Raw genomic sequence first — 17,507 nt, forward strand, 5'->3', positions numbered from 1 at the left:
TTTTTATTAGTTGGTAAAACTAGCTAAATTTGCGGAAACAATTTTTATGATTTTAAGATTAAATCGCGGATATGAAAAATTTGAAAATATTCTTCTTGAATATATTCGTTTTTTTAATACAAAAGGAGAAGACTTTGTAATTGGCCAGCGCAATCAGATAAAGCTTTTTGATTTAGACGATAAAAAAATAAACATAAAATCGTTTAAAGTTCCGCACTTTATTAATAAAATCGCCTACAAATACTTCAGAAAATCAAAAGCTAAACGTTCTTTTGAGTTTGCTAATAAATTGTTGGAATTGGGTGTTGGAACTCCAAAACCTATTGCGTTTGCTGAATTTTCTTCAATAATAGGTTTAGAAAAAAGCTTTTATGTAAGCGAACAGCTTGAATGTGATCTTACCTATAGAGAATTGGTAGAAATTCCTGATTTTCCAGACCGCGACAATATTTTGAGACAGTTTACTAAATTTAGCTTTGATCTTCACGAAAAAGGCATTGAATTTTTAGATCATTCGCCAGGAAATACTTTGATAAAAAAGAATGCAAGCGGAAATTATGATTTCTTTCTGGTGGATTTGAACAGAATGGAATTTCATAATGAAATGACTTTTGAAATGCGCATGAAAAACTTATGCCGCTTAACTCCGTTAAAAGAAATGGTGGCGACGATGAGTAACGAATATGCTAAATTTTATCTTAAACAGCCTGAAGAGAAGATTTTCGAAACTTTATGGAAAGATACTTCAGATTTTCAAGAGAAGTTCTATAGAAAAAAACGCCTGAAAAAGAAGCTTAAATTCTGGAAGAAGTAAGCTTTCTTAATTCTTTGTAGCGAATATAAACGCTGTAAGCATTCAAATAACATATTGTGAAGCCTTTTTGTCCGTCCAGAAAACCAAAACGGATAATAAGTTGGTATAAAAAAGTGTATAAAGGATGGAACAACTGCATTAATAAATATGGTTTTATCCCTTTTGCAAATTTTTCGTTGGCTTTAAGAATTCCGTAATTGTGCATTTTCGATTTGTAATCTTCATAAGAAGAGTACGAAAAATGTATGATTTTGTGTTTTAAAGTAGAAATTGATCCGTTTACAATTAACTTTTCGTGAACAGTTCTTTCTGAATCGTATCGACATTTCGATTTATCAAAAAGCCTGAAAATCTTATCAGTCTGCCAGCCGCTGAAATTTAATCTACTGTTTTTAAACATAAAAATACGATAGATAAAATAAGCACTTGCAGCATTTTGGGAATTAATTTTAGTAACGATTTCAGATTTTAATTCGGGTGTTAATCTTTCGTCGGCATCAATAAATAAAACCCATGAGTTTCGAGCTTGATCCAACGCAAAATTTCGCTGAGAAGTATAATCAGTAAATGCATTCTGAATTAATTTTACATTGTTAAAAGACTCAACAATGCTTACTGTTTTATCAGTGCTAAAAGAATCAACAACAATTATTTCATCAGCAAAATCAATATCATCAAGAAGCGATTTTATGTGATGTTCTTCATTAAGCGTAATAATCAATACTGATAATTTTTGCCCTTCACTATTCATGCTGATCCTTTACTTTTCAATTTTTATATTCTTGAAAATAAGTCTCTAATTTTTTTAGCATAAGTTCTAATGGATACTCAGCATAATATTCAAAAGTATGTTCTTTTATATATTGCTCTGTATGTTTCTCGTAGATTTCAGGTTTTAAATCTTTTAAATGAACAGATACATTTTTTGCTTCATTCTCAAACAGCTGCCAAGTTTCTTTTCTGACAGAAGGAGTAAAGATCGAGAAAGTTGGAATTTCAAGCGCTTTTGCCATATTTACAGCACCACCTTCGTTTCCTATAAGCATTTCGCATTGAGAAAGTATCGCCAAAAACTGACGTAAATCTGTAGCGTACAAATCGAAGATAATATGCTTTTTTGTTTCGTTAGAACAATGATTATAAACCTCCAAAGCTTGCTCTTTCTGGTTCGGAATATAATTAAAAAGAATAGTAGCGTTTGTTTTGGCTACTGTAAAATCGATAATTTTTGCCATTCCGTCTAGCGGATATGTTTTGTAGTGCTCGCTTCCTAAAATTCCAAACATAATTAGCGGTTTTTCAGGATCTATATTGTAGCTGTTTAAAATATTTTTTGCTTCTTTAATTTCAGATTCTTTTAAATAAATCTTTGGTTTTACATTGGTTATCTTTTCTGTGAAAAAAGGTTTAAGAAGCAATAGTCTGTTTTCGATTGCTAAACCATATTCTGATTTTATGGCATCAAAACGCTCATAACTGTAGTTGTAAAAAATGTTAGAATACCATTTATGATAGGAAACTTTAAATTTTGCTCCAGAAAAAAACGTAATTAAATTCGTTCCTAATTTACTGTATACATCGATTACCGCATCATATTTTTTTCTTCGAATCTCAAAAATGAATTTAATGAAACCAAAAGTAGATTTTCTGATTTTATTAGTTACTGGAATAATGTTATCAATATTCGGATTTTCTGTAAGAACATCAATCGAATTAGGATAACACATATAGTCAATTGTAGAATCTGGAAACTTGGCTTTTAAGTTGTTGCAGATAATTGTGCTTGTTAAGACGTCTCCGATTCTTTTTTGCTGAATAACTAATATTCTCATTTGGTTTTTATGTTCAATTTGAAAGCTAAAGTACAAACTATTTTGTGAAGTGAACAAGTGATGGCGGTAATAAGATTAAACTAAATTAAAAAGTCATATTTTTGTGCTCAACAAATTAAAATTGACAATGGGAATTAGCGGTTTGGTTATTACTTTCAATGAAGAGAAAAACATTGGAAAATGTATAGATGCCTTATTTAAAGTTTGTGATGAAGTTATTATTGTAGACTCTTTTAGTAAAGATCGTACAGTAGAAATAGCTAAAGAAAAAGGAGCACAGGTTATTCAGCAAGTATTTTTAGGAGATGGACCGCAGCGTACGCACGGATTGCCTTTTTGTAAAAATGACTGGATTTTAAATCTGGATGCAGACGAATTTTTAGATAAGGATGCAGAGGAATTTATTCTGCAGAAAAAATATCTAGAAGGAAACTATGATGCTTTAAGTTTTAGAGTAAAAAACTTTCTGGCAGATAAATTAATAGATTTTTCTGGATGGTATCCAGATCATAAAGTTCGTTTCTTTAATAAACAAACAGCTCATCCTTCAGATTCTAAAGTACATCAGAAAATTGTTGCTCAAAATGAGAAAAAGGTTGCGGTACATATTTTACATTACGGATGGGATTCTTTTGATCAGATTATTGCAAAAAAGAACCAATATTCAGGATGGCATGCCCAACAATTATTTGATCAAGGAAAAAGAATAAATGCGTTTAAGCCTGTTCTGAACGGAACAGTAGCCTTTATCCGTTGCTATTTCTTTAAAAAAGGAATTTTTAACGGTCTTGATGGATTGACAATTGCAATGATTCAGGCCTTTTTTTCTTATATGAAATATGCTAAGCTTATAAAACTTCAAAAAAGAAAGTGACAAAAAAAATCCAAATTCCAATAATAAAATGGAATTTGGATTTTTAATATTAAGATCTTTTAAAACCTATACCGCAACATCGTATTCGCGAAGTGCATTGTTTAAAGAAGTTTTTAAATCTGTAGATGGTTTACGAGTTCCGATAATTAAGGCACAAGGAACTTGAAATTCGCCAGCAGCAAATTTCTTAGTATAGCTTCCAGGAATAACCACAGAACGAGCTGGTACATAACCTTTCATTTCAACTGGCTCATCACCTGTAACATCGATAATTTTTGTAGATGCTGTTAAGCATACGTTAGCTCCAAGAACTGCTTCTTTTCCAACATGAACACCTTCAACAACGATACAACGAGAACCAATAAAAGCGCCATCTTCGATAATAACAGGAGCAGCTTGCAATGGCTCAAGAACACCACCAATACCAACACCACCACTTAAGTGTACGTTTTTACCAATTTGAGCACAGCTTCCTACAGTTGCCCAAGTATCAACCATTGTTCCTTCGTCTACATAAGCTCCAATGTTTACGTAACTTGGCATTAAGATTACACCGCTTGAAATGTAAGCACCGTAACGAGCTACAGCGTTTGGTACTACACGAATTCCTTTTTCAGCATAATTTCTCTTTAGCAACATTTTATCGTGGTATTCAAAAATACCAGATTCCCATGTTTCCATTTTTTGAATCGGGAAATACATTACAACTGCTTTTTTAACCCATTCGTTTACCTGCCATTTGTCACCAACTGGTTCAGCAACACGTAATTTTCCTGCGTCTACCAATTCGATTACTTCTCTAATGGCGTCAGTAGTTGTAGTTTCTTGCAATAAAGCTCTGTTTTCCCAAGCTTGTTCAATTATAGTCTGTAAAGAATTCATACGTTTAATTTTTTGGCAAAGATAAGGTATTTGTAGAAATGCAAAAAAGCAAAACGGTTTGAAAATGTTACATATTTAACTTTTTGTTTCTTATTTGTAAAATCAGAAAGGCTGTATATGTTTTTAATTAATACCGTTACCGCTAAAAGTTTTTTTTATATCAAAATATGACAAAAGTCAGGATTTGTACTTTTTCTTCGCTTTAATTTCGCAGTGTTGATCAACATTCCATTCCATAAATAATCATATAAGCAGTAAAATATGAATCAAGAAAATCACCTTCAAAACAGAGTAATCATTGATAAAGAAGTAAGCTGGGATAAAACTCAGGTTATTATGAGTAAAACAAACGCATACGGAATTATAGAATACGCCAACGAAGTATTTGTAGACGTTTGTGGTTACGAAGATTATGAATTAATGGGCCAGCCTCATAATATCATACGCCACCCGGATATGCCAAAAGTTATTTTTAAAGTGCTTTGGGAGAATCTTAAAAACGGGAAAAACTTTCATGCTATTGTAAAAAACCTTGCAAAGTCTGGAAGATACTATTGGGTAATTACAGATTTTGAAATTGCCCGAGACGAAAACGATGTTATCGTAAATTATTTCGGAAGAAGACAAGCTGTACCGCAAGAAGTAATTGCGATGCATATTGAGCCTTTATACAAAAAGTTGTTGCAGATTGAAGCAGCAAGTGGAGTAGAATTTAGCGAAAAGTACTTAATTGGTTTCTTAGAAGAGAAAAAGAGAACTTACGTTGAATATATTAAGGAGTTGATTTACGAACATGAAAAATCGCAATCTAAGTTTGCTAATTACTCAGAAGAAGAGGATGCAGGAGAAGAGGAAGAACACAGAGGTTTTTTCGGCCGATTGTTCGGAAGATAAATTGAGTTATTTTTTAGGTTTGAATATTTGGATAAAAATCCGTCTTGAAATATTTTCAAGGCGGATTTTTTATTTATCAATTATTAATCAAAACTTAGTTGATTGTCTATTACTCGATTATTGAAAGACTGAATATAACCTTTTAAAAAACGTTCAAGCTCGTTTGCTTTTGTTTTATTCGTTTCAATTAAATTATGTTTCAATAAAGTATCTTTTTTCCAATTGTATAAACCGATAGTACGATTGTTTGCAAAAGCAAGATAATAGTCATCGACAATGCAGTGGTAAGTGTCTTGAAGGTAATAAACCGCAAAATTTTGTTGAGATTTGAAGCTTTTTCCAAAAGATATTATTTCTGCTTTTATATTTAAGTAATCAAGTATGCTAGGCATAATATCGATTTGTTGAAAGTTCTTCTCATCAGCAACATTGAAACTTGGATTTGAAGGATCAAAGAACAATATTGGAATTCTAAATTTACCAACATTTGTCTTATCTGCTTCTGAAGTTCCGCTAGAAGATGTGTGATCGGCTGTTATTACAAAAAGAGTATTGTTGTACCATTTTTCTTTTTTAGCACTTTTGAAAAATTTTCGAAGCGCAAAATCTGTATAGGCAATACTTTCTTGGATTTCCGTATTTCCTTTTGGGAATTTACCTTTATACTTTTCAGGAATAATATAAGGATTGTGTGATGAAATCGTGAATATAGAACTAAAGAAAGGCTGTTTGAAAGAAGTAAGTTTTGCGGCGAAAAATTGTAAAAACTCTTCGTCAAAAATACCCCATTTTCCATCAAATGCTGGACTTCCTACATATTGGTCTTTACCATAATATTCATCAAACCCTGCAACTTTACAATATTGATCAAAGTTTTGGCTTCCGTTAAAAGCGCCGTGAAAAAAAGAAGTATTATAACCTTCCTTTTTCAAGATTTGCGGAAGACTTTTTGTTTTGTTTAAAGCATAGCCTGAGGTTATAAAAGAATTATTCATTAAACTAGGAATGCTTGATATAGTTGATGGAACCGCATCGATAGACACTTTTCCGTTAGCAAATCCGTTTTTAAAGTAATGAGCTTTTGTAATTAACGAATCTAAAAAAGGAGTTTGACCACAGTGAATGTTTTCGTTTCCAAAACTTTCTAGAATAATTACAACTACATTTTTTTTATCAGCAGGTAGTTTAGGGTTTATAGAAAGAACAGGATTATAGATTGATTTTAATTCAGAATCGCTATAATAATGCACTTTTTCAAGTTCTTTTTTCTTAAAAGCGGTTTTTAGAATAGTGAAAGGAGTATTTAAAACCAAAGCAGAGGTATTTAAATTTCCATATCGCATTCCGTCAACAATCTTAATAGGTTTTTTTTGTACACCTCCGCGTATCATTAATAGAACTACAAAAATTGAAATAACAGTATAAATGGCTTTTTGTACATAATCTCGTCTATTCAATTCTTTAGGTGTAATAGGGCTTTTTGCTTTAGGAAGTAGTTTCCATAAAACAAAACCTGTAATTATAAAGAGAATTGCGATATACCAAAACTCTTTTAAAAAAGAAGGAATTAATCGGATCACATCATGCTCCATTCCGTCTGCGGTAATCATTGCGTAGGTGCTTCTTCGGCCAGTAAAACGATAGTAAATAATATCAATAAAATTGGTTGCAATAAAAGCAAGATTGACTGCGTAAAATGATACAAGCAAAATCTTTTGGTATTTCGGACTGTATTTAAAATTACCAGGAAAAAGATGTGCAATTAAAAAAGGTATGTTGATATAAGCAACCGCAGCTAGATCAAAAAGCAAACCGCCAGAAAAAACTCTTATGCTTAAGTTATTAAATAATTCGAGATTGACGCAGTAAAAAAGAATTCTGCAGATTTGATAAACCGCAACAATTAGGATAAATCTATTTATAAATAAAATTAAATTCGTTTTGTAATTACTCATTTGTACTGATAGAATAAAAGCCTTGTTTTTTTAGTAAAATTTTTTTTGCGCAAAAGTATTTTTTTTAAATGAAAATAAAAGTTTTTTTCTGACAAAAAAAAATATAAATTGCATTTTCTGGTTATTGTGGGAAAGGATAGGAAAAATATTTACCTTTGCTGAAAAAATAAAACATGCCAAGAATTCTTTCAATAGATTACGGACAAAAGCGTACAGGGATTGCTGTTACAGACGAAATGCAAATTATTGCTTCGGGTTTAACAACGATTCCAACACATACTTTGATCGACTTTCTGAAAGATTATTTTGCGAAAGAAAAAGTCGAAGCGGTTTTAATTGGGGAACCAAAACAAATGAACGGAATGCCTTCTGAAAGTGCTTCTGTGATTAATGGTTTTGCAACTCATTTTTCGAATATTTTTCCAGAGATGAAAGTGATTCGTGTCGATGAACGTTTTACTTCAAAAATGGCATTTCAAACCATGATCGACAGTGGTTTAAGTAAAAAGCAACGTCAGAATAAAGGATTAATAGACGAAATTTCTGCTACAATTATGCTTCAAGATTATCTTTCCGCAAAAAAATAACGCTGTTCGTCGTATTTTTTATTTATAATTTAAAGGTTTTTAGAAAATCCTAACTTTTATCATCTAAAAATTAGTTTTTTTTTGCAATTAAAAAAGTACCTTTGCACTTTAAATAAAAATACTGTTATGCCTGACGAAACCATACGTTCAAATAGTGATGTAGTACTCATTGGCGCTGGAATAATGAGTGCCACTCTTGGGGTAATTTTGAAAGAATTACAACCAGATATAAAAATTGAAATTTACGAAAGATTAGATGTTGCTGCTGCTGAAAGCTCTGATGCTTGGAATAATGCTGGAACAGGACATTCTGCTTTTTGTGAATTAAATTATACTCCAGAAAAGGCAGACGGAAGCATAGATCCTAAAAAAGCAATAAGCATTGCAGAATCGTTTGAGATTTCTCGCCAGTTTTGGTCTTACCTAGTGCAGCAAAATAAAGTGCCGTCTCCGGATAATTTTATTAAAAGCGTACCTCATATGAGTTTTGTGTGGGGAGATAAAAACGTAGATTATTTAAAAAAGAGATTCGAAGCCCTTCAAAGCAATCCAATCTTTGCCGATATGACTTTTAGCACCGATTTTGAACAACTTCAAAAATGGATGCCATTGGTAATGGAAGGCAGAAATGCTGATGAAAAATTAGCAGCAACACATATGGAAATTGGTACCGATGTTAACTTTGGTGCTTTAACAAGAAGTATGTTCAATTACTTAGAAAAATTAGACGGTGTTTCTTTGTATTTCAATCACGAAGTTAAAAAACTAAGACAGCGCGAAGATAAATCTTGGAGAATTAAAATTAAAGATTTGTCTACCGGAAATACTCGTAAAGCTTATACTAAATTTGTATTTATCGGTGCAGGAGGAGGTTCTCTTCCTTTATTAGAAAAAGCAAATGTTCCAGAAGGAAACGGATATGGAGGTTTTCCTGTAAGCGGACAATGGCTAAAATGTACAAATCCTGAGGTAATTGCTAAACACCAAGCAAAAGTTTATGGAAAAGCAAGTGTTGGAGCTCCTCCAATGTCTGTTCCTCATATCGATACTCGTGTAATTGACGGAGAGAAAGCACTTCTTTTTGGGCCATTTGCAGGATTCTCGACTCGTTTCTTGAAAAATGGTTCTTATTTAGATTTGCCGTTATCTATTAAGTCTAACAATTTAATCCCGATGTTGGCCGCGGGATATCATAATATTCCATTAACGAAATATTTGATCGAGCAAGTTCGCCAGTCTCCAAAAGACAGAATGAAAGCTTTACGTGAATATTTGCCAACAGCACGTTCTAAAGATTGGAAATTGGAAAAAGCAGGACAACGTGTTCAGGTGATCAAAAAAGATGAAAAAGAAGGTGGTGTTTTAGAATTTGGTACTGAAGTAATTAATACGCACGACGGAAGTTTGGCAGTTTTATTAGGTGCTTCTCCAGGAGCTTCTACTGCTGTAGCAATTATGGTTGATTTGGTTAGCAGATGTTTTACGCATCAAATTAAAACACCAGAATGGCAAGCAAAATTAAAAACAATGATTCCTTCTTACGGTCAGACTTTAAATGATAAGCCAGAACTTTTAGAACAGCTTAGAAAACAAACTGCAGAAGTTTTAAAATTAAATTAAAGCTTCTCATTATTGAAATATAAAAAACAAATCCAGATGAATTAATCTGGATTTGTTGCTTTTAGGTCGGTTGTGTTTTTTAGAATTTTTTCTGCTAGATTGCTCATCCAAATCAGTTGCTCGATTACCATTTGGGCTTCTTGCATTTTTGCTTGACGCGTTTCTTTATCCAAATCATCATCTTCAGCTAAGCGTGTAAAATGTTTTCGTTTTAATTCCTCAAACTGTAATGTCACATCTTCTTTTTCAAAAAAAGTATCTTGTATTATAACTTCATTTCGTAAAATAGAAATCGAGTGATCTAAATTGGCTAGAATAGTCTTGATGATATAATTAAAAGAGTCAGAAGCAGAAGTCGTTTGATGCGATTGAATATAAGTTGACAATGACGCTAAAGCAGATAATAAAGAATGATTTAAAACCACCAATTTATTTACCAAAGGCATTGTTTTTTGTTTTGATTTAGGTTCCTGCATCATACGTTGAAAAGAAGTCATTAAATTTCCTATTTCAACAAAGGCATTTTTTCGTGCTAAACGATACGAAGTTGGAACTTCTCCTTTTTTATTATAAAAATCAGCAATTTCTTTTAGATAATTCCTATTCGCCCGAATTGTGTTTTCAATATGAATTGGTGTATTGATGAATTCCCAAGCTGGCCATAAAAACTGATTGGCAATGAAAGCTAAAATTGCTCCCGCAAGTGAATCTAATATTCTGTACTGAATTACTTCGTTAATGTCAGGTGTTAAAATTCCGTAGATGAAAACCACATACATTGTAACAAATGTTGCGCTTATTTTATAGTTGATTTGCGTAAATGAAATTCCGAGAAGCATACATACAATTGAAAAAATGCTCAGTGCAACGTGATTCTGAATAACAGATACAATTCCGAAAGCTAAAATTCCTCCTAAAACAGTTCCGAATATTCTGTTGTACGATCGTTCTTTTGTTAAACCATAGCCAGGGCGCATGATTACTACAATGGTCAGCAGAATCCAATAGACGTTTTGAAAAGGCAAAACTTGTCCGAGGAAAAAACCAATCAAAATAGTGATCGTTAATCTTATTGAATGCCTGAAAATCGAAGAAGAATAACTTAAATTCTCAATTAAAGTTCGTAACGGATAATATTGCGGAGTTAAGAATTTTTCTAGCTCTTTATCTTGATCTTTCAGTTTATAAGATTGCATTGCCAAAGAAAGCGCACGCTGAATAGTTTTAATTTTCCCAACCTGATTTTTAGCATATTTCAGCATATTGGTTAGCATTAAAACACCTTCTGCAGCTTCTTCTTTTCCTAATGTTTTTTCATAGTCAAAAATGGCAAATTCAAGTGCATCTAATTCATTTTTCAAATCATGCTTATCGACATAAACACTGATATGATTGACATTTTTGGAGAGTTTTTTGAGGGTTGAAGCCAGTTTATAAGCTACATTTTGATAGGTTCTTAAAACATCAGGATGTTTGGCAAATTTCTGATGAAGTTTACTATGGTCAAAAGAAGTGTAAAGTGCCAATTCTTGAATTTCGACTAAAGTGATAAAAACCAAAAGCATTTTTCGGTTCTGGCTCGTTATTCCAGATGCATTCTGGTTTCCGATTAACATTTTTCTTAAATCTTCATGAATTAGATTTAGTTCTACTTGTACTGCCAGCTGTTTTTCAATAATTGCTTGCCTGTTAGCTTCTGGGCTCCATAAATCACCTCTTAATTTTAGATATTTGGCAGTAAGTTTTATTCCTTCTGCAATTTGTAATTCGACATATTTATATGGCTGTACAAAATGAAAAACAAGAGAAACTATAAGGTATAAAATTCCTCCAATAAAAATAAAACCAGAATATTCAAAAGCAGCCCAACCTTCATGCAAATGCCCAAAAGAAAGAGAAATAGATAATAAGGCAGAGAAAGAAATTAACGTTGCTCGCTGTCCATAAACCGAAATCATAGAACATAAAAACAACAGAAAGCCTAAAAATATATAAAAAAGGAGCGGATACGGATAAACGAGATTTACCAGTAGATTAACGCCCGAAACAATAAAAGAAGCAGCAATTAACCCTTTTATCTTATGACCAAGTGAACTCGGAATATCGCTAGGATAAGTATAGAAAGCACCTAATGCAATCGTGAAACCAATTTCAAAATGACCTAAAAAATTTAAAACCAAAACAGGAACAACAGAAGCGATAGTTACTTTAGAGGCATTGAGAAAGGAAGTACTGTTTGTAAATTTCGAAATCTTATCAATCATAAAGAGAGGTTTACTAGCAAAGGTAAGAATTGTAGGAGTGATTTTGGCATAATTATGGATGAGATTTTTAACAGCTTGTAAAAAATACGATATAATAGATTATTAGAATCATTCTTGACTATTTTTTACTATTTTTGCCAGCTGAAATATCAGAACTTTAATTCTGTTTTTGCAGCACATAAAAACATAAATAAAAACAAATGATTTTACCAATTGTAGGATACGGTGATCCTGTTTTAAGAAAAGTAGGGCAGGATATTACACCAGAATATCCAAATCTAAAAGAAACGATCGCAAATATGTACGAGACCATGTACAATGCGTATGGGGTTGGACTTGCAGCACCGCAAGTTGGACTGCCAATTCGTTTGTTTGTCATTGACACAACGCCTTTTAGTGATGATGAGGATCTTCCTTCAGAGGAACAAAAAGATTTGAAAGGTTTTAAAAAGACTTTTATCAACGCTAAAATCGTTAAAGAAGAAGGAGAAGAGTGGGGATTTAATGAAGGTTGTTTGAGTATTCCTGATGTGCGTGAAGACGTTTACAGAAAACCAACTGTTACAATCGAATATTGTGAAGAAGATTTCGTTATGAAAACGGAAGTATTCGACGGATTAATCGCAAGAGTTATTCAACACGAATACGACCATATTGAAGGAATCTTGTTTACAGATAAAATTTCATCTCTAAAGAAACGTTTAATCCAAAAGAAATTGAAAAATATTACTGAGGGAAAAACGTCTCAGGAATATAGAATGAAATTTTTTGCAGCTAAAAAAGCAAGATAAGTTTTCTAAATAATTGGAAACAAAAAAATAAATCAAATTCTTAATACTAATTTTAATAAAAATGAATTTAACGAAAATTTTAGCCATTTCAGGAAAACCAGGTTTATACGAATTAAAAGTACAAACTCGTACAGGTTTTGTGGCGGAATCATTAATTGATGGGAAGAAGATTACTGTAAATCTAAAAAGCAATGTAAGTTTATTGTCTGAAATTTCGATTTATACTTATGAAGGCGAAAAACCGTTAACTGAAGTAATGCAGCAGATTGCCGTTAAAGAAAATAAAGGACAAGCGATTTCTCATAAAGAAGACAATGCTACTTTGTCTGCTTATTTCAAACAAATTCTTCCAGATTATGACGAAGAGAGAGTTTATCCATCAGATATCAAAAAAGTATTAAACTGGTACAACACGCTTCAAGCTAAAGGTTTGGTTACAGATTTGGCTCCTGCAGCTGAAGAACCAAAAGAAGAAGCTCCAGTTGCTGAAGAAAAACCAAAAAAAGCTCCAGCAGCAAAAAAAGCAAAAGCTAAAAAAGAAGAATAGTAGTTTTTCTTTAATCATAAAATAATCCTGTTAAGATGTTTTCTTGACAGGATTTTTTAATTTTACAGAAATCGAGTTAAATCAATAGAAAACTTCAAAATGAGCAGAGAAAACCAGTTAAAAGCATTTGAAAGATTATTAAATATCATGGATGAACTTCGTGAACAATGTCCGTGGGATAAAAAACAAACCCTGCAAACATTAAGACATCTAACAATCGAAGAAACGTATGAGTTGGGAGATGCTATTTTGGACAACGATTTAAATGAAGTCAAAAAGGAATTGGGGGATTTGCTGCTTCATATTGTTTTTTACGCTAAAATAGGTAGTGAAACCAATGATTTTGATATTGCTGATGTCTGCAATGAAATCTGCGAGAAACTAATTCATCGTCATCCGCATATTTACGGAGATGTGAAAGTAGAAAATGAAGAAGAAGTAAAACAGAATTGGGAAAAACTGAAACTGAAAGAAGGAAAAAAATCAGTTTTAGAGGGCGTGCCAAGAAGCCTTCCTGCACTAGTTAAAGCAAGCAGAATTCAAGATAAAGTAAAAGGTGTCGGTTTTGACTGGGAAGAGCCGCATCAAGTTTGGGATAAAGTGCAAGAGGAATTACAAGAATTACAAGACGAAGTAAAAACTGGAAATCAAGATAAAATTGAAGACGAGTTTGGCGACGTTTTGTTTTCTATGATTAATTATGCAAGATTCTTAAATGTAAATCCAGAAGATGCTTTAGAAAGAACCAATAAAAAGTTTATAAAGCGTTTTCAATACTTAGAAAGTAAAGCAAACGAATTAGGTAAACCGTTAATGGATATGACGCTTACAGAAATGGATGTTTTCTGGAATGAAGCTAAAAAACTTTAGTTATCTGCTAATTTTTTTAAAGCGCGAACGTCTTTAAGCATAATTTTTTTGCCGACTAATTCTATTAATCCTAATTTATTAAAATCAGATAATAAACGAATGCAGCTTTCTGTTGCAGTACCAATGATGCCCGCAAGTTCTTCTCTTGTTAGTTGAACTTTAAGGGTTTTGTCGGTATCTTCTCCAAATTCATCATGCAGTTGCAATAAAGTTTCAGCAAGTCTCTGCTTAACTGTTTTTTGAACTAAGGCAATTTTTTCATTCTCAGATTCTTTCAAATCTTCGCATACTGATTGCATCAGATTTAAAGAAAACTGATTGTTATTATTAAAGAAATTGATGATTTCGGTTTTAGGAATAAAACAAACCTCCATGTCGGCAATTGCTTTTGCAGTCAAGTTTGCGGGCTCATTACTAATCATAGAGCGTTGTCCAAGAAGTTCTCCGGATTTTACCAATTTTACAATTTGATCTTTTCCGTTTGCACTCAATTTTGAAAGTTTACCAACACCATCTTTTATACAAAAAACACCATTGGTTACTTCGCCTTCTTCAAAAATGGCTTCACCTTTTTTAATCTTGTAAGAGGTTTTGCTGCTAGCTAATTTTATAACTTCTTCTTTGTTAAGGGCTTTTAATGAGCTTAGCTGGCGTACAATGCATTGATCACATTTATTCATGACAATATTTGTTTGCTGCAAAAATAAGGATATTTAAGGGTATAATTGACTATTATATGGTAAAAATATAATAAATTACGGTAGAGCTCAATTTAGACTGTTTTATTTTATTAAATTAGAATTCAATTTCAAGATTACATGACAATTATCATCTTAATAATTGTGCTTTAATTGGAAATTTGTGGCATATAAAAACAAGTTTATGAGGGAGCAAAGTTGTTTTCATTGTGGTTTAACTATTGAACAAAATGAAGAAATTGATTTTGATGATAAGAAGTTTTGTTGCACAGGCTGTAAAACAGTTTACGAAATTTTCAGCATCAACGACCTAACATCTTATTATGATTTTGAAAAGTCTCCGGGAGCCACACCGCAAGACATCAAAGGAAAATATGATTTTTTAGAAAATGAAACCATACTCGCAAAGGTTTTAGAATTTCAGGAAGGAAACACGTCAATTGTTTCGCTAAATATTCCACATATTCACTGCAGTTCTTGTATCTGGATTCTAGAAAATCTAAATCGTCTTCAGCCTGGAATAAGTACATCTCAAGTTAATTTTCACGAAAAAAAGGTTAGAATTACCTTTAACTCAGATGTGGTTTCTTTAAAAGAAATCGCATATCTTTTAAACTCAATAGGTTATGAGCCTTATATTAGTTTAGAAAATTATGGAACAGCAGAAGTAAAAGTAGACCGAAGTTTAACTTATAAATTAGGCGTTGCATTCTTTTGTTTCGGAAATATTATGTTGCTTTCATTTCCAGAATATTTCGAAATGAAAGAATTCTGGTTGGATAGTTACAAACCGTTTTTCAGATTACTGATTTTTCTTTTAGCATTGCCAAGTTTCTTATATTCAGCAAGCGGATATTATATTTCTGCTTACCACAGTATTAGAACCAGAATGCTTAACATTGATATTCCGATTGCATTAGGTATTATCGTGATGTTTATTCGCAGTACTTATGATATGCTAATGGATCACGGTCCCGGTTTTTTTGACAGTTTAGCGAGTTTAGTATTTTTTATGCTTCTTGGTAAAATGTTTCAAACTAAAACCTATAGTTTCCTAAGCTTTGAAAGAGATTTTAAATCCTATTTCCCGATTGCCGTTACTAAAATTAATAAAGATGCATCTGAAGATAATGTTGCTATTTATGATGTTTTAAAAGGAGATCGATTGTTGATTAGAAATCAAGAACTTATTCCTGTAGATGGAATTTTAATTAGTGAAAGTGCAGAAATAGATTATAGTTTCGTTACAGGAGAAGCTGTTCCAATTACTAAAAAATCTGGTGATAAAGTATTTGCGGGAGGAAAACAGATTGGGAAAGTAATAGAAATGGAAGTATTGCATTCAGTTTCACAGAGTTATTTGACGCAGTTATGGAGTAACGAAATTTTTCAGAAAAAAGTAGATCAGAAACACAAAACCATAACAGATGCAATAAGCCGATATTTTACCCCCATATTATTGCTCATTGCATTTGCTGGTTTTGGTTATTGGATTTTTATAGACGCTAATACAGCTTTTAATGTTTTTACAGCGGTGCTAATCGTAGCTTGTCCTTGCGCGTTGGCGCTTACTGCTCCGTTTACTTTTGGAAACATATTACGAATTTTAGGTAAAAAGAAATTTTATTTAAAAAACGCCATTGTGATCGAGCAGCTCGCAAAAGTTGATACGATTGTTTTTGATAAAACAGGAACAATTACTACCAACAAAAAATCGAATATAGTATATGAAGGAAAACCTATTTTAGATTCAGATGTTGTATTGATTAAGAGCGTATTGCGCGGTTCAAACCACCCATTAAGCCGAATGCTTTACGATTTTCTGCCAGATGCCAAGCGTATCGCTTTAGAAGAATTTCAGGAAATTACAGGTAAAGGGATTTTAGCAACTATTGAAGGAAAAGAAATTAAAATTGGTTCTGGACAATTTGTAAATGATATAGTTGCAGATGGTTCAGAAATTGAAAAAACGGCATTACATATTAAAATAGGAGAGATCTATTTTGGAAAATATACTTTCCAGAATCAATATCGCGAAGGCCTAGAAAAACTTTTTGCAAACTTGAGTAAAGAGTATCAAATTAAAGTACTTTCTGGTGACAATGATGGCGAAAGAGGAAACTTAGAAGCTATTCTGCCAAAAGGTACTGAGTTAATATTCAATCAAAAACCAGAGCAAAAACTTGAATACATAAAGAAACTTCAAGAAAAAGGACAAAATGTAATGATGGTTGGTGATGGACTAAATGATGCTGGAGCATTGGCGCAAAGTAACGTCGGGATTTCTATTTCTGAAAATGTGAACGTTTTTTCTCCTGCATGTGATGCAATTCTTGATGCATCGGAGTTTTCACGTCTCAATTACTTTTTGAAGCTTTCACATAAAGCAATTTCTATTATAAAGATGAGTTTTGGCCTGTCATTGCTGTACAACGTTGTTGGACTTGCATTTGCGGTCACAGGAAACCTACTTCCGTTAGTTGCTGCTATCATCATGCCATTGAGCACGATTACGATTGTAAGTTTTGTTACTTTTATGTCTAACTATTTCAGTAACAGAAATTTAGAATGATTATAAATTATTAAAGAATATATTTTATTAAATTTAACATATTCTTTTTCTCTATGATAATTATCATATTTTATGCGCCCTTAACGAAGTAATTTTGTTAATATAAATCTAAGGTATGAGTGTTATTTATCTATTAATTTCAGTAAGTATTTTTGTGGCAATCTGTTTCTTTATTGCCTTTATCGTGGCTGTCAAAACTGGGCAATACGATGATGATTATACCCCCTCAGTCAGAATTCTTTTTGATGACGAAACCAAAATTAATTCCCAAAATAATAATTCACCAATCGAAGAAAAACAAGTATAA

General features: G+C 32.3%; 16 protein-coding genes. 10 read left to right on the top strand and 6 right to left on the bottom strand.

The window, feature by feature from the left end; all coding sequences use genetic code 11:
* The first annotated feature begins 46 nt into the window (after window positions 1–46).
* Window positions 47–814, top strand: coding sequence for a lipopolysaccharide kinase InaA family protein (locus AC1Q5Z_RS02535; RefSeq protein ID WP_198857134.1), 768 nt, complete (start codon window positions 47–49; stop codon window positions 812–814).
* On the opposite strand, the gene AC1Q5Z_RS02540 is transcribed toward AC1Q5Z_RS02535, so the two are convergent.
* Complete coding sequence (locus AC1Q5Z_RS02540) at window positions 795–1,565, bottom strand: glycosyltransferase family 2 protein (protein WP_492443711.1); 771 nt, start codon at window positions 1,563–1,565, stop codon at window positions 795–797. The genes AC1Q5Z_RS02535 and AC1Q5Z_RS02540 overlap by 20 nt on opposite strands.
* A 16-nt stretch (window positions 1,566–1,581) precedes the next feature.
* Complete coding sequence (locus tag AC1Q5Z_RS02545) at window positions 1,582–2,646, bottom strand: glycosyltransferase family 9 protein (RefSeq protein WP_492443713.1); 1,065 nt, start codon at window positions 2,644–2,646, stop codon at window positions 1,582–1,584.
* Window positions 2,647–2,773: 127 nt separating this feature from the next.
* Here AC1Q5Z_RS02545 and AC1Q5Z_RS02550 point away from each other — a divergent pair, with 127 nt between their 5' ends.
* The gene (locus tag AC1Q5Z_RS02550) at window positions 2,774–3,520 is read left to right on the top strand and encodes a glycosyltransferase family 2 protein (RefSeq protein ID WP_488754216.1); all 747 of its coding nucleotides are present in this window, start codon (window positions 2,774–2,776) and stop codon (window positions 3,518–3,520) included.
* A gap of 66 nt (window positions 3,521–3,586) precedes the next feature.
* On the opposite strand, the gene AC1Q5Z_RS02555 is transcribed toward AC1Q5Z_RS02550, so the two are convergent.
* Window positions 3,587–4,402, bottom strand: coding sequence for a 2,3,4,5-tetrahydropyridine-2,6-dicarboxylate N-succinyltransferase (locus AC1Q5Z_RS02555; RefSeq protein WP_177210156.1), 816 nt, complete (start codon window positions 4,400–4,402; stop codon window positions 3,587–3,589).
* A gap of 261 nt (window positions 4,403–4,663) precedes the next feature.
* Here AC1Q5Z_RS02555 and AC1Q5Z_RS02560 point away from each other — a divergent pair, with 261 nt between their 5' ends.
* On the top strand, window positions 4,664–5,296 hold the full coding sequence (locus AC1Q5Z_RS02560) for a PAS domain-containing protein (protein WP_198857137.1): 633 nt from the start codon (window positions 4,664–4,666) through the stop codon (window positions 5,294–5,296).
* 83 nt (window positions 5,297–5,379) lie between these two features.
* On the opposite strand, the gene AC1Q5Z_RS02565 is transcribed toward AC1Q5Z_RS02560, so the two are convergent.
* Complete coding sequence (locus AC1Q5Z_RS02565; RefSeq protein WP_492443716.1) at window positions 5,380–7,251, bottom strand: LTA synthase family protein; 1,872 nt, start codon at window positions 7,249–7,251, stop codon at window positions 5,380–5,382.
* 173 nt (window positions 7,252–7,424) lie between these two features.
* Here AC1Q5Z_RS02565 and ruvX point away from each other — a divergent pair, with 173 nt between their 5' ends.
* The gene (ruvX, locus tag AC1Q5Z_RS02570) at window positions 7,425–7,838 is read left to right on the top strand and encodes a Holliday junction resolvase RuvX (protein ID WP_198857139.1); all 414 of its coding nucleotides are present in this window, start codon (window positions 7,425–7,427) and stop codon (window positions 7,836–7,838) included.
* A gap of 126 nt (window positions 7,839–7,964) precedes the next feature.
* Complete coding sequence (locus AC1Q5Z_RS02575) at window positions 7,965–9,458, top strand: malate:quinone oxidoreductase (protein ID WP_198857140.1); 1,494 nt, start codon at window positions 7,965–7,967, stop codon at window positions 9,456–9,458.
* Between the two features lie 41 nt (window positions 9,459–9,499).
* On the opposite strand, the gene AC1Q5Z_RS02580 is transcribed toward AC1Q5Z_RS02575, so the two are convergent.
* Window positions 9,500–11,722 (bottom strand): FUSC family protein, encoded by a 2,223-nt coding sequence (locus AC1Q5Z_RS02580; RefSeq protein ID WP_198857141.1) that lies wholly within the window; start codon window positions 11,720–11,722, stop codon window positions 9,500–9,502.
* A gap of 200 nt (window positions 11,723–11,922) precedes the next feature.
* Here AC1Q5Z_RS02580 and def point away from each other — a divergent pair, with 200 nt between their 5' ends.
* From def to mazG, 3 genes are all read left to right on the top strand, one after another.
* Entirely contained in the window at window positions 11,923–12,513 is a 591-nt protein-coding gene (gene def, locus AC1Q5Z_RS02585; RefSeq protein ID WP_008462650.1) for a peptide deformylase, read from the top strand.
* A gap of 61 nt (window positions 12,514–12,574) precedes the next feature.
* Complete coding sequence (locus AC1Q5Z_RS02590; RefSeq protein WP_095930921.1) at window positions 12,575–13,060, top strand: DUF5606 family protein; 486 nt, start codon at window positions 12,575–12,577, stop codon at window positions 13,058–13,060.
* A gap of 99 nt (window positions 13,061–13,159) precedes the next feature.
* Complete coding sequence (gene mazG / locus AC1Q5Z_RS02595; protein ID WP_125719529.1) at window positions 13,160–13,930, top strand: nucleoside triphosphate pyrophosphohydrolase; 771 nt, start codon at window positions 13,160–13,162, stop codon at window positions 13,928–13,930.
* On the opposite strand, the gene AC1Q5Z_RS02600 is transcribed toward mazG, so the two are convergent.
* A complete protein-coding gene (locus tag AC1Q5Z_RS02600; protein WP_198857143.1) occupies window positions 13,927–14,610 on the bottom strand; it encodes a Crp/Fnr family transcriptional regulator in 684 nt (227 codons plus the stop codon). The genes mazG and AC1Q5Z_RS02600 overlap by 4 nt on opposite strands.
* Window positions 14,611–14,812: 202 nt before the next feature.
* Between AC1Q5Z_RS02600 and AC1Q5Z_RS02605 the strand changes: the two genes are divergently transcribed.
* Both AC1Q5Z_RS02605 and ccoS read left to right on the top strand, forming a co-directional pair.
* Window positions 14,813–17,200, top strand: a complete 2,388-nt coding sequence (locus AC1Q5Z_RS02605; RefSeq protein ID WP_343588792.1) for a heavy metal translocating P-type ATPase — start codon at window positions 14,813–14,815, stop codon at window positions 17,198–17,200.
* Window positions 17,201–17,315: 115 nt separating this feature from the next.
* On the top strand, window positions 17,316–17,507 hold the full coding sequence (gene ccoS, locus AC1Q5Z_RS02610; protein WP_198857145.1) for a cbb3-type cytochrome oxidase assembly protein CcoS: 192 nt from the start codon (window positions 17,316–17,318) through the stop codon (window positions 17,505–17,507).

The organism is Flavobacterium sp. GW823-FHT06G12 (assembly GCF_058794775.1).

Excerpts from the sequence above, each read along its gene's own strand:
- AC1Q5Z_RS02600 (WP_198857143.1), bottom strand. The coding sequence starts at position 14,610 with ATGAATAAATGTGATCAATGCATTGTACGCCAGCTAAGCTCATTAAAA.
- ccoS (WP_198857145.1), top strand. The coding sequence starts at position 17,316 with ATGAGTGTTATTTATCTATTAATTTCAGTAAGTATTTTTGTGGCAATC.
- AC1Q5Z_RS02605 (WP_343588792.1), top strand. The coding sequence starts at position 14,813 with ATGAGGGAGCAAAGTTGTTTTCATTGTGGTTTAACTATTGAACAAAAT.
- ruvX (WP_198857139.1), top strand. The coding sequence starts at position 7,425 with ATGCCAAGAATTCTTTCAATAGATTACGGACAAAAGCGTACAGGGATT.
- AC1Q5Z_RS02550 (WP_488754216.1), top strand. The coding sequence starts at position 2,774 with ATGGGAATTAGCGGTTTGGTTATTACTTTCAATGAAGAGAAAAACATT.
- AC1Q5Z_RS02565 (WP_492443716.1), bottom strand. The coding sequence starts at position 7,251 with ATGAGTAATTACAAAACGAATTTAATTTTATTTATAAATAGATTTATC.
- AC1Q5Z_RS02580 (WP_198857141.1), bottom strand. The coding sequence starts at position 11,722 with ATGATTGATAAGATTTCGAAATTTACAAACAGTACTTCCTTTCTCAAT.
- AC1Q5Z_RS02560 (WP_198857137.1), top strand. The coding sequence starts at position 4,664 with ATGAATCAAGAAAATCACCTTCAAAACAGAGTAATCATTGATAAAGAA.
- AC1Q5Z_RS02575 (WP_198857140.1), top strand. The coding sequence starts at position 7,965 with ATGCCTGACGAAACCATACGTTCAAATAGTGATGTAGTACTCATTGGC.
- AC1Q5Z_RS02535 (WP_198857134.1), top strand. The coding sequence starts at position 47 with ATGATTTTAAGATTAAATCGCGGATATGAAAAATTTGAAAATATTCTT.
- AC1Q5Z_RS02590 (WP_095930921.1), top strand. The coding sequence starts at position 12,575 with ATGAATTTAACGAAAATTTTAGCCATTTCAGGAAAACCAGGTTTATAC.
- AC1Q5Z_RS02540 (WP_492443711.1), bottom strand. The coding sequence starts at position 1,565 with ATGAATAGTGAAGGGCAAAAATTATCAGTATTGATTATTACGCTTAAT.
- AC1Q5Z_RS02545 (WP_492443713.1), bottom strand. The coding sequence starts at position 2,646 with ATGAGAATATTAGTTATTCAGCAAAAAAGAATCGGAGACGTCTTAACA.
- AC1Q5Z_RS02555 (WP_177210156.1), bottom strand. The coding sequence starts at position 4,402 with ATGAATTCTTTACAGACTATAATTGAACAAGCTTGGGAAAACAGAGCT.
- def (WP_008462650.1), top strand. The coding sequence starts at position 11,923 with ATGATTTTACCAATTGTAGGATACGGTGATCCTGTTTTAAGAAAAGTA.
- mazG (WP_125719529.1), top strand. The coding sequence starts at position 13,160 with ATGAGCAGAGAAAACCAGTTAAAAGCATTTGAAAGATTATTAAATATC.